Below are 16,851 nucleotides of genomic sequence, written 5' to 3' on the forward strand. Positions count from 1 at the left end.
CGTTTTTTTATATGGTTAGACTTGAGATTTCTACAAAATATCGTCTTTAAAAGCGACGCCTTCTACTTTTACATTCACTTCAACCACTTTAAGTCCGGTTAAATTTTCTACAGCTTCACGTACATTTTGTTGAAGCATGCGGCATACTTCATGAATCGGAGTTTCGTAGAGAACAATAATACGCAGATCAATCGCTGCTTCCAATTGTCCAACTTCTACAGTCACACCTCTTTGTACATTTTTACCACTTAGACGTTTGGCAAATCCATCGGATAATCCTCCAGACATAGCAGCAATACCTGGCGTTTCTAACGCGGCCATGCCCGCTACTTTTGCTACGACGTCATCGGCAATTTTGATACTACCCATTTCCAATTGTAATGATTCGGTCATGTCCCATCCTCCTCTAAAGCTTAAAACGTCATCTGTCTAAATAACTTCATATCGAGCTGATGTTTTCTTCTCTATTGTATCAGCATTCGAGCAAAATCTAAACTTTATCCGATACAATCGGTTTAAATACCCTACTGTTTTGGTTATAATGTTAAAGAATTTACATAAAATATATAGAAAAAGGGGTGCACAATGAAGAAACATTTATCTACTATTTTATTAGCCATCTTTTTTGTGTTTAGTGCTATTGCTCATTATGCACATTTGAATCCTATTCTACAATTTGTAGTATCGGCTATTGCAGTTATCTTAGTCGCAGGATTTCTAGGACGTGCTACGGAAAGTGTAGCTCATTATGCAGGACAACGTTTGGGTGGATTTCTGAATGCTACATTTGGTAATGCCGCTGAGCTTATTATCGCTATTATGTTGTTGCGTGAAGGATTATACGATATGGTCAAAGCCAGCTTAACTGGTTCGATTATCGGTAACCTATTGCTGGTATTGGGTCTTAGTATTTTTGCAGGTGGAGTCAAACATAAAGTACAGAACTTTAATGTGGCATTAGCTAATATGAATGGTTCATTGATGATCGTAGCTGTGATTGCATTATTTGTTCCTGCTTTATTTTTAAATACTCATTCTATTACGCCTCAAGAAGTTGATACACTTAGCTTAATTGTCGCAGGATTGTTGGTTGCTGCTTATATTGCATGGTTGATCTTCTCGATGGTGACACACAAAAAGTATCTGGAAGATGTCAAAGATCCCAAAGCACCTGAAGATCATGAGCAACCAAAATGGTCTAAAAACAAATCAATCTTGTTTTTAGTGGTGGCTACAGTAATGACTGCATTTGTCAGTGAATGGCTTGTCGGTACACTTGAGACATTTACGACAGACTTTGGATTCAGTGAACTATTTGTCGGTGCGTTCGTTGTTGCCATTATTGGTAATGCGGCTGAACATAGTGCAGCTATTATGTTAGCGATGAAAAACAAAATTGGTGCATCGGTTGAAATTGCAGTAGGTAGTAGTCTACAAATTGCTCTGTTTGTTGCTCCTGTACTGATTTTTGTTAGCTTTTTCTTAGGCAATACGATGGATATTGTATTTACGACACTTGAACTGGTCGCTATTATGGTGTCTGTATTTATCGCCAAATCCATTATTCAAGATGGTTCGACCAACTGGTATGAAGGATTACTATTATTAGTCACTTATATTATTCTGGGTGTATCGTTCTATCTCGTCTAAATAATATTCCAAACCAAAAAACGCCTGTACCCTCAGATGAAGGTACAGGCGTTTCTATGTAACGAAAGTCTGCTACTCAGCAGACTGTTGTTTATTATTCATAGCTTCGTACAACACAGATAAATTACGTTCCAAGTTGCTGATTAACTGTTTGCCTACAGGCTCAGAAACAAATCCGGCACGAATCGCAAAATCTACTTCTTTGGAAAAGCCGTATACTTGAGTATCCAGAACTTCCTCGTACAGAGGACAGTAACGAGTATCCAAATTCTCCATCTGTATTTCAATTAATTTTTCAATTTTATTTGCATCTTCTTGTAGAAGATTCAATGCTTTTATATTCAACTGTTCTTGTAAATCAGATGAAGTCATGCTCTTCCCCCCCATGTTCGAGAATCGTCAGTCACTACTACTCTTAATATTAGACGAAATTGGAGGCTAATACAAGAACCCCTAACGAAATTAAAGGAATTTACCTTAGATTTTAACAATTGATTCGTGAATCTATTTAAGATCGATTCCAACAAAAAATGCTGACAATCCACAAGGGATCATCAGCACTCTTAATCATTGACCTTCTGCAAGTTTTACAGCAAGTCCATGTTTTTCAAAAGCAGCAACGACTGCTTTTTTAGCTTCTTCTTCGTCTGGTCCATGTACATGAAGCTCATAATCTTGGTTTTTTACAAGTGTTGTAAATAGTCCCAAAATACTTTTAACATCAATAAATTTAGATTCATGTTGTAAAACAATAGAAGAAGTGAACTGACCTGCTGTCTGTGCGATTTCAACTACTGCGGCATTATTCGTATTACTTGTTGCCATTTGAGAACCCTCCTACTCCGACTAAAATTTTTCAACAATTCAGGTTTTCCATTTACATCATAATTGAATACGCTTTCTTATGCAACCCATTTCTTACTTCTGGTAAGAGTGATAAATAGAGGTTATCTTATCGGGTTAGCACATAAGATGCTCACACCAATATATAACCTCTTTTACCATTTTCAATCTTTTACTGTAGATTCAATCCAAATATTATTTTAAGTTCTCTGGATTAAGAGCTTCCAATTCTGGTAAAACAAAGATTCCATCTTTACGAATCAATACATCGTCAAAATAAATCTCACCGCCACCGTATTCTGGACGTTGAATAAATACAAGATCCCAGTGAATCGAAGAACGATTACCGTTATCTGTTTCTTCATACGCTTGTCCTGGTGTGAAGTGGAAGCTACCTGCGATTTTCTCGTCAAACAAAATATCGTTCATTGGATGCAAAATGTGTGGATGGAATCCAATCGCAAATTCTCCGATATGACGAGCACCATCATCTGAATCCAAAATGCTATTTAATTTCTCTGTATCATTACTTGTTGCTTCAACAATTTTACCATTTTCAAAACGGAATGTGATGCCTTCAAACGTCGTTCCGTTATATACAGTTGGGGTGTTGTAGCTAATAACGCCGTTAACTGAATCACGAACCGGCGCGCTGAATACTTCACCATCAGGAATATTACGTTGACCAGAACATTTTTTAGCGCCGATATTTTTGATAGAGAAGCTCAAATCTGTATTTTTACCGACTAGGCGTACTTTATCTGTACGAGTCATCAATTGTTCCAAAGCATCTTGAGCTTTATCCATTTTAGCGTAATCTAGATTACATACATCAAAATAGAAATCTTCAAATGCTTCTGTGCTCATACCTGCGAGTTGCGCCATACTTGCATTTGGATAACGAAGAACGACCCATTTAGTATGTTTAACACGTTGCTCACTATGAACCGCATGTTGGTAAATGCTGTTATATAGCTTTTGTTTGTCATCAGGAACATCGGATAGATCATTAATATTCTCACCTGCACGAATACCGATATACCCTTGCATCTGCTTCATACGTTCCAGATCAAGTGCAGCCCATGTATTCATACTTGCTTCTGTTGCATTCATCAACATAGCACGTTGTACTTTGCGATCTGTTAATTGAACAAAAACATTACCGCCTCTTTCGCCAATCGCATGAATCACTGCGTTCAGTAGATCACGCTCTGTACCGATCATTTCGACCAATACATTTTCGCCTGGTTGTACATCAATTGAATATTCAACCAAATTTTTGGCTAATACTTTTACTCTAGGATCTTGCATAGTATATCTTCCCCTCTTGATGTTTTTTTCAAAACATTTTTTTGAACAACGGTTAATTATTCAAAAAATATTGTATCATGATGTTAAGTTTCTTGTCTTCATCTGCCCTTATAAAATAAAAAAGTAGCTCTATGATCTATAGCTATTCGCCATATACCGTTAGAACTACCCTTTGGTTATTCTCTTGGACTCTCATCAATACATATACGATTACGCCCGCTTTTTTTCGCTTGATACAGTGCCATATCTGCACGATAGAACAAAGATTCTACACTGACTTTTTGATCTTCTCGATCCCACGCAGCAATTCCGCAAGAAACGGTTACGGTTGGATGAGTTTCATTTTCGATTTTTTCACGAATACGTTCAGCGATCACTTCTGTCTTCTCTGCATCAATCTGTGGGAAATACACGGCTAACTCTTCTCCGCCCCATCTTGCCGCAATATCACCTTCACGAATAGAAGACTGAATGATTAAGCTCACCTGTTTGAGAATCTCATCACCGATCTGGTGACCGTACGTATCATTTACCTGTTTAAATTTATCAATATCTACCATTAGCAAAGCACCGCTATCCTCTTTACTTTGATAGCTTTGAATCTTTTCATCCAGATAGCGACGTAGATACAACCCTGTAAGCGCGTCACGGCTTGCCATACGTCTTACTTCATCATGTAGGGTTGCATTATCAACCGCGAGCCCAATATGCGTTGTAATGACTTGTAGCAGCTTAAAATTGCCATATGAAAAATAATGACTTTTCCGGTGGCCCAAAAAGATCGATCCTTTGACTTCGCCACCACCGATTAAAGGAGAAGCAATCATTGAGCAAGAACCCGATGCATTCATAAATAAAGATTCCAGACTGGGATTGTTACAATAATCTGATAAAATCACCGGTTCTTTGGTACGGTAAAGTAAACCGGTATATCCATGATCTTTGCCTACTGACTTACCTTCCATACTTGGAACGTTGCCTGTTACGACTTCGAACTGTTCGGTTTCTGGATTCAGATGGAGTACAGCCACCGTTTCTGCTTTGAATACGTCTAATAACTCTTTGCCTGCGATATCAAAAATTTCATTCAATTGCAGACTTTGATTTAACCTTCTAGTGATTTCATTGATCAAACGTAGATCTTCATTGAGCAATTGCGATTGTTCGTATAATTTAGCATTTTCAAATGTACGTCCAGCCGCTTCTGCCATAATGCGCATCAGTTCAATATCTTCTTCTTCTAAAGGATAATCAGACAACAAATGAAAAACGCCATAGATCGCTTGCTTGCCACTTAAAGGAATCGCTACTTCCATTCGATCAGACAGCCCTGAAGATTCTGAATGCACTTCAATCAAGGGCTGACCTGCTGTAAAAGCACGTACACACATATCCTCTTTAGGATTTTGCAATAGTAAAGGTTTGACCTTGGGATTGTTACTCTTATTGTCCTGAGATACCAGCAATTCAAATTCGACTTGCGGATACATCTGACCCACAATAGCAAACAGTTCTGTAATCAACGCATCCACTTCAAATTTGTCGTGCATACGTTGGATGACTTGGAATAATACGGAACGGCGCTGAGCTTCACGTTCTGCCAGCGTTTTGGAATGAAGCATATCGGCTATAAATGTATATTCAAACCGCCGATAAAATAAACTTTTATAATGTAAAACAAGCATGTTAATTTCTTCTTTAGATAACAACTGGGATTGATTACATAATTGAATACAACCCATCATTGCAAATGGTTTTTGATGATGACGTGTATAAATAGGAACAATCGTAAACTGATACTGTTCCTGTTGATATTCAATAAGATGCTCATTAGAGATTGAACGATCTAAGACTGCTATATCTATCTGTGGTATCAAGTGATCACTTGTCTGATCTCCGCCTATATATTTATGCATATGGTTAAATAAAAACCAATGTGCATTACCTATCCGTGTTTGAGAACTATTCTGTTGTTGCCAATCACTAAGGCTTTCTTGCAACAACGGTTCGATATACGGAAAATCTTCAGGACTAATATCCAGATTTTGAAGCCAGAATGTGTTATCAGTAGTTGATACGACCGGATAGGAGGCATGTCCTTGTTCGGTACGCCAGGCTTGCACCGGATAATTCCATTGATTGTCTGACATATAAAATGCCTCCTCTCACAACGAATCTAAGTCACTAAATGTCTTAACATTAATACACCCATTCTACAATTTTATACTATAGTTTGCACTCAATATTTAAATTCAATACTACCTCCATAAAATTTTACATAAACAATATCAACAAACCTATTGACGACAGATGATTGTTTCCTATATAATTTATTATTGATGAAGACTGGATAGACTTTAATTTGGGGTAACGTTGTTTCACCCTCACGCTTTTTGTTGCTAGCAAGACTGCGGCTGAACATTTTTGCTAGTAGTACGCTTCCTATCCAAGCCTACGACAAACAAAACGCGGCAACATGAATCACAGACCCAAAGCCCCGGAATGTTTATTTTCAAAATAAAACTTTAATTACGAAGGAGCTTATTATAAATGTCACGTTACACTGGTCCTAAATTTAAATTAAGTCGTCGTCTTGGTATTTCCCTAAGCGGCAATGGTAAAGATTTGAAACGTCCTTTCCCTCCAGGTCAACACGGAGCGAACCAACGTCGTAAAATGAGTAACTATGGTATGCAATTACAAGAAAAACAAAAATTGCGTCACATGTATGGTTTGGGCGAAAAACAATTCCGTACTTTGTTCTCTAAAGCTCAAAAAATTCAAGGTATTGCTGGTGAAAACTTCATGTTCTTGCTAGAAAGCCGCTTGGATAACTTGGCTTACCGTATTGGTTTTGCTAACAGCCGCGCTGGAGCACGTCAATTGGTATCCCATGGTCATATCACTGTTAACGGTAAAAAAGTAGATATCGCTTCTTACTCCGTAAAACCAGGTGATGTTATTGGTCTTCGTGAAAGAAGTCGTAGCTTGTCTTCTGTTAAAGAAGCTATCGAAAACCGTTCACACTTGCCTGCTTATGTTGAGTACAACGAAAACGCTGTTGAAGGTAAATATATCCGTTTGCCAGAGCGTTCTGAATTGTCTCAAGAAATCGACGAAAAACAAATCGTTGAGTTCTACAACCGTTAAGATTTAAATCCAAAGCTATCAGAGTTCGCTCTGATAGCTTTTTTATTTGTCTATATACGTGAACATAGCAAAACCCCCATCAGTAATCACCGATGGGGGTTTGTATTTCTTTTATTATATGATCTCAACCTATTAAATGTTATTAAGTGCGGAACTTAGAAATCAGTTCGTTTAAAGAATCCGAGACTGCATCTAATGATTGCGCAGAAGCTTCAAGTTTCTGTAACGATTGCGATTGTTGTGTAGAACGTTCTGTTGCACTGGCTGCTCGTACTGCTGAAGATTTAGCAATATCAGCTAGATTATTGAGAGAAGCAGTAACTTCTTCTGCTCCAGCTGACATCTGCTCGGATGCAGAAGATACTTCTTGAATCTCACCCGCTACACTTTCGATATCCTCACTGATCGAAGCAAACATCTGCTTCGTATCTTCGAGCATCGTAATTCCTTCTGTGACTTGTAAAGATCCGTCTTTCATCCCACTGACTACCGCAGACGTCTCTGCTTGCATAGAAACGATCTGCTCTGTAATCAACTTGGCAGAGTCTCCAACATTATTAGCTAAATTACTGATCTCTGAGGCTACTACAGCGAACCCTCGACCTGCTTCTCCTGCTCGCGCCGCTTCAATAGAAGCATTTAACGCCAGCAATGTAGTCTGCTTGTTAATCGATTGAATCATATCAATAATACTGCTGATTTGTTGAGAGCGTTCATTAAGCGAAGCTGCCATACGTCCTGCTTCATCCATTACTTCTTTGGCTCTATCAATCTGCTCTACTGCTTTGTTCAGACGATTATTCCCTTGTTCAGCTTTCTGTTCAATCACAACTGTAGCTTCCGATACTTCTTGTACCGATTCAGCGATCCGTTGTACGCCAATAGCCATTTCTTCCATTGCGACTGTACTTTCATCTGCTGCTTTCAACTGCAAGTCGGCTCCATTTTCCATCTCATGCAATTCTTTTACATTATGCCCTGCATCGGTTGCCGCCATAGCTGAATCTTGAGCAATCTGAGCTGCGGCATTTTGAACCATAGTGGATTGTTGATTAAGATGCGCCATGATCCCACTTGTCGATTCCAATACTTTATTAAATTCGGTAGCCATTTGTCCAAATTCATCGGCTCGTTGATTAGACAAGCGTTCAGAATAATCGCCTACAGCCATTTTACGACTTACGTCTACTACTTTACGTGTTTCACGAATCAGTCCTATATTATTCCACAAAATAGCAGCACTAATTACAATAATACCTATGGCTCCTACAATCAGTAGAATATGTAACAATTCTTGAGTTGGCTGTTTAATTTCAGAATCCGGTAAAATAACAGCGATTTTCCAACCTGTCTCTGCAACAGTTGCATAGAAAATCGTATTCAACTCTCCTTGAATATTTAATACGGTATTGCCTGTTTGATTTTTGTTCATCAAATTAGCTACGGTTTGAATACCATCTATTTTTTCATCTTGTAACGGGGTATCTTCTACAATCTCTTTTCTTCCACTTGCAAGTACTTCACCTTTACTACTGATTAAGAACGCACGACCTGCTGTGCCTATTTTGAGATTGTTAATATAATCTTTAATATTATTCATACTCACATCGGCGGCTACTATTCCTAATACTTGCCCATCATTATTACGAATCGTTTTCCCTGCTGTGATCATCTTCATTTTGCTCACAGAATCGGTAAAAGGTTCTGTATAATAAATCTTATCAAAATTGTTCAGTGTACCTGTATAGTAAGGCTGTGTTAAATAATCATAAGCTGGATCATCATATTCTGTAGTGGTATTAATTTTGTCTCCATCTCGTACCGCATATATCGAACGATACTTTACGCCTTGTTCATACGCATTCTCAGCAAAGAAAATACCAGTTCCATACGTAAATGAACTTAACATTTGCCAGCGTTCTGCTAGCTTGAAATAATCGGGAACGCTAATTGTATTCCCTAACTCTCCAGTAGCGGCGGCGAGTGATGATACAATCATCGAATTCTGTTTTAACTGACTGTTTAAATTTTCGTTCAAGCCTGTTAATGTTGTTGCAGCATTAGTGTTGATTTCGGTATTGAGTTTTTGTTTGGCAAATTGATACGATAGCGCACTAATGAGCACAAGAGCAATAATAACAATCGGGAGTAGCGTTAACAGTGTGCGAGCTTGGATGCTTTTAAACTTAAATCTACGCAATGTAATTACCTATCCTCTCTATATCTATAATAAAATCCACATTCTACTTATATCGACAAATTGATACATAAAGTTAACAGTTTCATTTTGAGATATTGAACGAACAATAGATAAAATAAGGAGTATATGCTCAAAAATCTATAAACAAGTACAACAAAAAAACCTTTATCATCACCGAAGCGATCATAAAGGTTTTTGTTTTTGAATTAAGCTGGATTAAGCTTTTTTGATTTTAGCAAATTTACGTTTACCTACTTGAACAATATCACCATCAGCTAGTTCAATACTTGCATTTACATCATCATGCTTTTGTTCGTTGATTTTGAGTGCACCTTGTTGAATACTGCGTCTAGCCTCACTCGTAGATGTTGCAAATCCAAGCGTCATTACCAGTTTGATCAGCCCGATTTGTCCATTTTCTAGTACACTCTCGTCCAATACTACTTCTTGAATATCATCAGGTAATGCACGTTGCTGGAATACAGTTACAAAGTGATTTTTTGCAGCTACTCCTGCTTCTTCATTATGGAACATACGTACATAATTTTGTGCCAGATTCATTTTGGCATCACGTGGATGTACAGAACCATCTGCAAGCCCTGCTTTGAGTGTAGCCAAATCTTCATTCGAAATATCTGTTGTTAACTCATAGTACTTAAGCATCAATTCATCCGGTACACTCATTGATTTACCAAAGATTTCGTTCGGCTCTTCATCAATGCCAATGTAGTTCCCCAGACTTTTACTCATTTTTTGAACACCATCTAGACCTTCGATAATAGGTAAAGTAATCGCAACTTGAGTAGCTTTACCATATTCTTTTTGCAGTGTACGTCCCATCAATAAGTTAAACTTCTGATCGGTACCCCCAATTTCAATATCACTTTCAAGAGCTACCGAATCCATCCCTTGCATTAGTGGGTAGAAAAATTCGTGAATACTGATCGGCTGACCGCCCTGGTAACGCTTCGTAAAATCATCACGCTCTAGCATACGGGCTACTGTAACTTTGGCTGCCAAATTTACCACATCGGCAAAATTCATCGGACTTAGCCATTCCGAGTTAAAGTATACTTTCATTTTACTTGGATCAAGGATTTTGGTGATCTGTTCTTTGTATGTCTCTGCATTGTGTTTAACCTGTTCTTCTGTTAATTGCTTACGTGTCTCTGACTTCCCTGTAGGATCACCAATACGTCCTGTAAAGTCACCGATAATTAATTGAACATGATGTCCCAATTCTTGAAATTGACGTAATTTCTGCAAAACAACAGTATGACCGATATGAATATCCGGTGCAGATGGATCTAGACCTAATTTGACTGTTAATGGCTTGCCTGTTGCTACAGACTTGATCACTTTCTGACGTAATGCATCTTCAGGAATAATCTCTGCTGTTCCTCGCTGAATCACACTTAATTGCTTTTCGACTTCTGCTTGTTGCGCTGACGTTAATTCTTCCCATTTCATTATTCATTTGCTCCCTTATTCGATAGTATACGGATCACTTCCGCTAGAGTGCCTGCTTGAAAATGCGCATCAAAAAAGACCTACCCATCCCCATAAAGGGACGAGCAGGCCTCGCGTTACCACCCTAATTAGAAGACTGATCCTATACCTATATTGATAAAATCATAAGATATATTCAGCTTCTCACTTCATTGTATATAACGGAATCTTCATTCCGGCTTGATATTATCAATAGAACTACTAATATCAAACGACTCCAGACCTGTAATTCAAAGGAAGTCCGCTTGCCGATTTGCACCAACCATCGGTTCTCTGAGAACGGTAATCTCCACTTCTACTGGGTGTCTTTCTTCGTCTTTGTGTTATGTAATTGTAGATTTCTTCAACGTATCACTTTTATAACATACCTTTTACAAACAAGTCAATGCTTGTTCACATCCGACTTTGTGCCCATCCTGCTTTTATCGGTCATAAGAAACTGATTATAGCGTAATTTTTATGATATAATAGTGGCTGGTAAAAGGGGGAAGTTACATGGCTGAAAAGAAGGACAAGCGTCCAACAAATAAGTCCACTAGCAAGCATGCTAGATTCCGCAAATTACTCACTATTTTGAAATGGGTAGTTATTGCTGGGTTTGCCATTTGCCTGTTTGGTGGAGGTATTTTGATGGGCTACGTTTCTTCGATTGTAAAAGACGAACCGGTGCGTTCGCGTGAAGAAATAGTCAAAAAAATCAACGAAAATGCAGTGACCGGTTTTGCTTATTTTAATGACGGTTCCCCGATCGGACAACTTCGTACAGAAGAAGATCGTCGATTGGTGACTTATGAACAGATTCCTCAACCTGTCATCGACGCCATTATTTCCATAGAAGATAATCATTTTTATGAACATAAAGGTGTTGACATGAATGGTACGCTGCGTGCTGTCAAACAGCGTGTACTGAATGAATCCGTCCAAACCGGAGGTAGTACACTTACACAGCAATTGTCGAGACGGGTCTTTTTGAACTTGGACAAAACAGATGATCGCAAAATTAAAGAAATGTTGCTTTCTCTTCGGATCGAGCGCTTTATGACCAAAAATGAAATTTTGACTGCTTATTTGAACAAAATGCCTTTTGGTAAAGGTTCAAGCGGATACAATATTTTTGGGATCAAAGCAGCAGCTAAAGGTATTTTTGCTGTAAACGATCTCAGTAAAATCAATATCGCGGAAGCCGCTTATATTGCAGGTCTACCTCAATTGCCAACCGCTTACTCTGCTTTTGATAGTAGCGGTAAATTCAATGAAAAAGGATTTAAACGTGCAGTCGGCAGACAACAACTGGTTCTTGAACGGATGAAAGAACTAGGTAAAATTACAGCCAGTGAATATAATGAAGCGATTAACTTCGATCTCAAAAGTTCACTTGCCAAACCAACAGCCAAAGCGTATTCTCAATATCCTTACTTAATGATGGAAATTGAACGACAAGGCGCGCAAACGATTGTAAAAATGGAAAATCCAGATTTGGATATGTCCACTCTATCTTCTGAAGAACGAAATCAACTGTTTGAAGATGCACGTCAGAAATTGTTAACTGGTGGTTATCGTGTCTATACAACGATTAACAAAACAGTCTATAACACGATGCATGAAGTCGCTGAAGATAGTAGTAATTTCTCACCAGATAGTAATACCAAAGGCAAAGAGCAAACTGCGGCTATGATGATTAATCATAAGACAGGTGCTATTCTTGGTATGATTGAAGGTCGTAGCTTCCAGGAAGAACAGATGAACTATGCTACTCAGATGACACGGCAACCGGGTTCTACAATGAAACCGATCGCTGCTTATCTGCCTGCTCTAGACGCAGGTCTGGTGCAACCGGCAAGTATTCTGGATGATGCACCAATTATTTTGAAAGACGGCGGTAAAGGCTATCATATCCCTGCAAATGCGAACGGACGCTATCAAGGTCTAGTCACTGCTCGGACTGCATTAGATGAATCGCTCAATATACCTGCCCTTAAATTATTTAATCAAAAAGTAGGTATTGATAAAGCTTGGGCATTTTCCAAAAAGTTAGGTATCACTACGATTCAAGATACCGATTACTCTGCTCAAACCGGAGTACTGGGCGGTCTTAAATATGGAGTGACTGTAGAAGAATTAACCAATGCCTATGGCTCCATTCCGAATCAAGGGATATTTAATGATGCTTATATGATCGATAAAATTGTTGATCCGTATAACAAAATCGTTTACAAACACAAAGCTGATCCACAACGAGTCTTTTCGAAGCAAACCGCTTATCTTATGACCGATATGCTTCGCAGTGTTATCACAGATTCTCGTGGTACAGGGAGAACGATGCAGACCTTATTTAATAAATACGGAAAAATACCGATTGTCGGTAAAACCGGTTCTACTCAGAACTATGCTGATGTCTGGTTTATGGGCTTCACACCGGATATTACACTTGGTGTATGGGCAGGTTATCGTGAGCCTGTAAATACCTTGTCCGAGGATGGTAAAAAGCGTGCTCGTACCTTATGGGCAACGATTATGAACAAAGTTACTGATAGTGATCCCGAGTTGTTCAAAACCGATGCTTTTAAAAAGCCAGATGGTATTGTCACACAGACAGTGTCTGGATTTAGTGGTAAATTACCAACATCGGCTACACGACAATCCGGTAATCTAGTGACCGATATTTTCAATGCTAAATATGTACCTAAAGACTTTGATGATGGTGTAGCTTATGCGAAATATATTACGTACAATGGCGTAAATTATATTCCTCAAGATAGCACACCAGATGATATGGTCAATCAACGTACAGTTGTTAAACGGGAAATGCCTATTTCAGAATTAATCAAAGATCTGCAACATGCTCTAGCTAATATGTCAGGTCCTAAATATGCGCTATGGCGTTATCTTCCTGAAGATGCAGGTGCAGATGCTCCAACACGGATCGATCCAAGGCAAGATGATGGTGGGTCACCAAATCCACCAACTAATGTGCGCTTATCGACCAGTGGTAGCGATGCACGAATTACCTTTAACTCAGGTGGTTCAGGAGATGTGGTAGGTTACCGTCTGTACCGTTCATCCGGTGATGGTTCTTATCAATATCAGAAGTCTGCACAGCTAGGTAGTAGTCAATTTAATTCATTTGTATCTGCAAATGGTAACTTCTCTTTCTATGTAACAGCCGTTGATGTCGGCGGACATGAATCGAGTCCAAGTAATACGGCAGATTACAGTGCAGCACCAGTACCGGTAGAAGAGCCAGATGAAGGCACCTTATTACCAGATGGAACGACTGAAGAACCTGCAACGGATGGCACAACGCCACCAGCAGAAGGCGAATCGACTGAGCCTGCTACAACTACCGAAGAAGCGGCTCCTGCTAAAGCAAAAGCAGCGCCTTCGGCTCCGTCTTCACTTAGCGCTAAAGGCGCAGGTAAAAGTGCAGTCGTGATCTCTTGGGGCGCTCCATCGCAGACTGCCACTAATTACAAAGTATACTTTAGCAAAACAAGTGGGGGTCCGTATAATCTAGCTGGATCAACACCGGATACCAAGTTCCAATATAATTCCAGTCGCAAAATTGATGGTTGGTTTTATGTAGTAGCTGTTAATGAAAGTGGTTCTTCTTCTCCATCATCACCTGTTCAGTATAAAGGGAAATAAACTAAAAATAGATTGATTGAACAGCGAGTACCGATTTAATATTTATCGGTACTCGCTGTTTTTCTTTTATTAAAAATTGTAATCAACCATTAATATCTATCAAGTTAGTTCCGTTGGGTAGGTATAGTCTAAAGATATAACAAAAAAAGCATCTTCTCCTTAAAGGAAAAGATGCTTTTGATTATTGCGGATATTCAATATTAGTTTAATTGATTGACAGACAAGCGTAGGATGGTTTCGTGTGGCAAAATAACACGAGTGTTCTCTACGTTTTCTTTTTTCATCAACTTCGTTAACAAACGCATAGCTACAGCACCTAGATCATACATCGGTTGAGCTACAGTCGTTAACTGTGGACGTACCATCGAAGCTAGACGAATATTATCTACAGAAATAATAGAGAAATCGTCTGGTACTTTCAAGCCTTCATCTTGAATGCTGTGAATCGCACCAATCGCCATTTCATCTGTTGCTGCAAAAATAGCCGTTGGGCGCTTTTTCAGACCGATAAAATATTTCATAGCTTCTACGCCAGATTCGTAACGATAATTACCGATACGTACCCAGTCTTCTTTGTATTCAATATTTGCTGCTTCTAATGCTTTTTTGTATCCTTGGAAACGAGAATATCCATTTGCAGGATCTTGCAATGTACCACTGATCATTGCAATTTCACGATGTCCATGACGAATCAATGTATTCACAGCATCAAAAGCAGCTGCTTCATGATCGATATCTACAGATGGAATCAATCCATTCTCATCACGAGTGGCACACAAAACGATAGGTACAGCTGAAGATTGGAATGCTTGCAAATGATCTTCTGTAACGGTTCCGCCCATAAATAACAGACCATCTACTTGCTTCTCTAGCAATGTGTTCACTACACGAATTTCTTTTTCTTTTTTCTTATCTGCATTACAAAGAATAATATTGTAATGATACATATTTGCGATATCTTCTATCCCGCGTGCAATTTCTGCAAATATAGAATTTGAGATATCCGGGATAACAACGCCTACTGTTGTTGTTTTCTTACTAGCAAGTCCACGTGCTACTGCGTTAGGGCGATAACCCAGACGCTCGATCGCTTCATAAACTTTTTTGCGCGTTTGCGGCTTCACGTTGGGATTATTATTCACTACACGAGATACTGTAGCCATAGATACTCCAGCTTCACGTGCCACATCGTAAATGGTTACTGTCACGGTCCTTCTCTCCATTACCAATAAATTTTCTTCATGTTTTCAAGAATTTGCTTCATTTTTCATTTAGATTCATGATACGCTAAAATACTATGACTTGCAATCATTGGTTATCGCTTAAGATAGCGCTTCACGTAGCGAACTGACTGTAATCTTAGAATGAGAGGTGTTCCAGATCGGCTCGCCATTTTTAACCAAAATCACTTGAGGTGATTCGTGCTTCAATTGCAGACTTTCTGCTACAGCGTTAGATACATCGCGATTCTCCACTACATAGACCAAACCATAATCAACATCTTCGCTTGGATTACTTTCCAAATACGATTTAAATTCATTATAAGCGCCAGCGCTAATCGGACAACGAGTACTATGTTTAAAAACAAGCAGTGGTTTTTGTGTTGTATGATTCAATGCTTCTTGTAACTGATCGGTTGTAGTCATCTGAGTTACACTTGCCATTATGCACACATCCCCTTTTGCTATTAATTAATGTAAGAACGTTTTCATGAATAACTATCATAAGTATCTTAACAAATAACAGTGTAAAAATCCATTTTTTTGTCATTGTTAACGTTTTTTTAGCTGAATTTAATGAAATGTAATTTTCATAATCACTTTCTTTTCATAGTTATACCATTGCTTTTCATTTGACCTCTTTTGATCCATGTTCATTATTTTGATACAATGAACCCGAATAAACGCAGTTGAGCTATCGGTATGATGATCATTAATCAATATAATTCTGAAAGGAATGAGAATATGAGATTAGCAGGTAAAAAAGTGATTGCTTTGGTCGATGAGGAATTTGAAGATTTGGAACTATGGGTTCCTGTATACCGTGTACGTGAAGAAGGTGCTGAAGTTCATCTAGCAGGTGCAGATCGTGGTAAAAAGTATATGGGTAAATATGGAGTTCCTGCTGAAGCAGAATATAGCTTTGACGAATTAGACAGTGCAGATTATGATGGCATTCTTGTTCCCGGAGGATGGGCGCCAGATAAATTACGCCGTTATCCTAAAGTATTAGAATTGGTACGAGAAATGCATGAAGCTCGCAAGCCAATCGGTCAAATCTGTCATGCAGGTTGGGTACTAATCTCCGCAGGTATTCTGCAAGGAGTGACAGTTACTTCTACACCAGGTATTCGTGATGATATGGAAAATGCCGGTGCTACTTGGAAAGATGAAGCTGTTGTTGTCGATGGTCATATTATCTCAGCTCGTCGTCCGCCAGATCTTCCTCCGTACGGTAAAGCATTTTGTGATGCTCTAGCAGCAAAAGTGTAACTACAAATTCTCTTTTGGAACAAGCATATTAAATTGGAATAAACCATACAC

The 16,851-nt window shown here is 38.8% G+C and carries 13 protein-coding genes and 1 other annotated feature; of the genes, 4 read left to right on the top strand and 9 right to left on the bottom strand.

The window, feature by feature from the left end; all coding sequences use genetic code 11:
- Nucleotides 1–30: 30 nt before the first annotated feature.
- Entirely contained in the window at nt 31–393 is a 363-nt protein-coding gene (locus PaeCFBP13512_RS01375) for an Asp23/Gls24 family envelope stress response protein (RefSeq protein ID WP_069329026.1), read from the bottom strand.
- Between the two features lie 192 nt (nt 394–585).
- Between PaeCFBP13512_RS01375 and cax the strand changes: the two genes are divergently transcribed.
- Nucleotides 586–1,650 carry a calcium/proton exchanger gene (gene cax, locus PaeCFBP13512_RS01380; RefSeq protein WP_137220716.1) on the top strand — a complete coding sequence of 355 codons (1,065 nt, stop codon included), beginning with the start codon at nt 586–588 and terminating at the stop codon, nt 1,648–1,650.
- A gap of 72 nt (nt 1,651–1,722) precedes the next feature.
- Here cax and PaeCFBP13512_RS01385 read toward each other — a convergent pair whose 3' ends face one another.
- The 4 genes from PaeCFBP13512_RS01385 to PaeCFBP13512_RS01400 form a co-directional block, all read right to left on the bottom strand.
- Nucleotides 1,723–2,022: a YlaN family protein gene (locus PaeCFBP13512_RS01385; protein WP_069329024.1), complete on the bottom strand. Its 300-nt coding sequence runs from the start codon at nt 2,020–2,022 to the stop codon at nt 1,723–1,725.
- A gap of 195 nt (nt 2,023–2,217) precedes the next feature.
- Nucleotides 2,218–2,475 (bottom strand): HPr family phosphocarrier protein, encoded by a 258-nt coding sequence (locus PaeCFBP13512_RS01390; RefSeq protein WP_069329023.1) that lies wholly within the window; start codon nt 2,473–2,475, stop codon nt 2,218–2,220.
- A 213-nt stretch (nt 2,476–2,688) separates the two neighbouring features.
- A complete protein-coding gene (locus tag PaeCFBP13512_RS01395) occupies nt 2,689–3,804 on the bottom strand; it encodes an aminopeptidase (RefSeq protein ID WP_137220717.1) in 1,116 nt (371 codons plus the stop codon).
- Between the two features lie 176 nt (nt 3,805–3,980).
- Nucleotides 3,981–5,954, bottom strand: a complete 1,974-nt coding sequence (locus PaeCFBP13512_RS01400; RefSeq protein ID WP_069329021.1) for a sensor domain-containing diguanylate cyclase — start codon at nt 5,952–5,954, stop codon at nt 3,981–3,983.
- Nucleotides 5,955–6,354: 400 nt separating this feature from the next.
- On the opposite strand from PaeCFBP13512_RS01400, the gene rpsD reads away from it, so the two are divergent.
- Nucleotides 6,355–6,954, top strand: a complete 600-nt coding sequence (gene rpsD, locus PaeCFBP13512_RS01405; protein WP_069329019.1) for a 30S ribosomal protein S4 — start codon at nt 6,355–6,357, stop codon at nt 6,952–6,954.
- Nucleotides 6,955–7,096: 142 nt separating this feature from the next.
- On the opposite strand, the gene PaeCFBP13512_RS01410 is transcribed toward rpsD, so the two are convergent.
- Nucleotides 7,097–9,154 carry a methyl-accepting chemotaxis protein gene (locus PaeCFBP13512_RS01410; RefSeq protein ID WP_137220718.1) on the bottom strand — a complete coding sequence of 686 codons (2,058 nt, stop codon included), beginning with the start codon at nt 9,152–9,154 and terminating at the stop codon, nt 7,097–7,099.
- 216 nt (nt 9,155–9,370) lie between these two features.
- Entirely contained in the window at nt 9,371–10,624 is a 1,254-nt protein-coding gene (tyrS, locus tag PaeCFBP13512_RS01415; RefSeq protein WP_137220719.1) for a tyrosine--tRNA ligase, read from the bottom strand.
- A 93-nt stretch (nt 10,625–10,717) separates the two neighbouring features.
- Nucleotides 10,718–10,985 (bottom strand) — a binding site (T-box leader).
- Nucleotides 10,986–11,158: 173 nt separating this feature from the next.
- Between tyrS and PaeCFBP13512_RS01420 the strand changes: the two genes are divergently transcribed.
- Nucleotides 11,159–14,308, top strand: a complete 3,150-nt coding sequence (locus PaeCFBP13512_RS01420) for a transglycosylase domain-containing protein (RefSeq protein ID WP_137220720.1) — start codon at nt 11,159–11,161, stop codon at nt 14,306–14,308.
- 200 nt (nt 14,309–14,508) lie between these two features.
- Here the strand turns inward: PaeCFBP13512_RS01420 and ccpA are convergent, their stop codons facing one another.
- Both ccpA and ytxJ read right to left on the bottom strand, forming a co-directional pair.
- A complete protein-coding gene (gene ccpA, locus PaeCFBP13512_RS01425) occupies nt 14,509–15,516 on the bottom strand; it encodes a catabolite control protein A (protein ID WP_069329015.1) in 1,008 nt (335 codons plus the stop codon).
- Between the two features lie 114 nt (nt 15,517–15,630).
- A complete protein-coding gene (gene ytxJ / locus PaeCFBP13512_RS01430) occupies nt 15,631–15,972 on the bottom strand; it encodes a bacillithiol system redox-active protein YtxJ (protein WP_069329014.1) in 342 nt (113 codons plus the stop codon).
- Nucleotides 15,973–16,272: 300 nt separating this feature from the next.
- On the opposite strand from ytxJ, the gene PaeCFBP13512_RS01435 reads away from it, so the two are divergent.
- Nucleotides 16,273–16,800, top strand: a complete 528-nt coding sequence (locus PaeCFBP13512_RS01435; RefSeq protein ID WP_069329013.1) for a type 1 glutamine amidotransferase domain-containing protein — start codon at nt 16,273–16,275, stop codon at nt 16,798–16,800.
- Nucleotides 16,801–16,851 lie beyond the last annotated feature (51 nt).

Source organism: Paenibacillus sp. CFBP13512 (genome assembly GCF_005233705.1).
GTDB lineage: Bacteria > Bacillota > Bacilli > Paenibacillales > Paenibacillaceae > Saccharibacillus > Saccharibacillus nuruki.

Coding starts and splice junctions, on each gene's coding strand:
- tyrS (WP_137220719.1), bottom strand. CDS start 10,624: ATGAAATGGGAAGAATTAACGTCAGCGCAACAAGCAGAAGTCGAAAAG.
- PaeCFBP13512_RS01395 (WP_137220717.1), bottom strand. CDS start 3,804: ATGCAAGATCCTAGAGTAAAAGTATTAGCCAAAAATTTGGTTGAATAT.
- PaeCFBP13512_RS01435 (WP_069329013.1), top strand. CDS start 16,273: ATGAGATTAGCAGGTAAAAAAGTGATTGCTTTGGTCGATGAGGAATTT.
- PaeCFBP13512_RS01420 (WP_137220720.1), top strand. CDS start 11,159: ATGGCTGAAAAGAAGGACAAGCGTCCAACAAATAAGTCCACTAGCAAG.
- PaeCFBP13512_RS01390 (WP_069329023.1), bottom strand. CDS start 2,475: ATGGCAACAAGTAATACGAATAATGCCGCAGTAGTTGAAATCGCACAG.
- PaeCFBP13512_RS01375 (WP_069329026.1), bottom strand. CDS start 393: ATGACCGAATCATTACAATTGGAAATGGGTAGTATCAAAATTGCCGAT.
- cax (WP_137220716.1), top strand. CDS start 586: ATGAAGAAACATTTATCTACTATTTTATTAGCCATCTTTTTTGTGTTT.
- ytxJ (WP_069329014.1), bottom strand. CDS start 15,972: ATGGCAAGTGTAACTCAGATGACTACAACCGATCAGTTACAAGAAGCA.
- PaeCFBP13512_RS01400 (WP_069329021.1), bottom strand. CDS start 5,954: ATGTCAGACAATCAATGGAATTATCCGGTGCAAGCCTGGCGTACCGAA.
- PaeCFBP13512_RS01385 (WP_069329024.1), bottom strand. CDS start 2,022: ATGACTTCATCTGATTTACAAGAACAGTTGAATATAAAAGCATTGAAT.
- rpsD (WP_069329019.1), top strand. CDS start 6,355: ATGTCACGTTACACTGGTCCTAAATTTAAATTAAGTCGTCGTCTTGGT.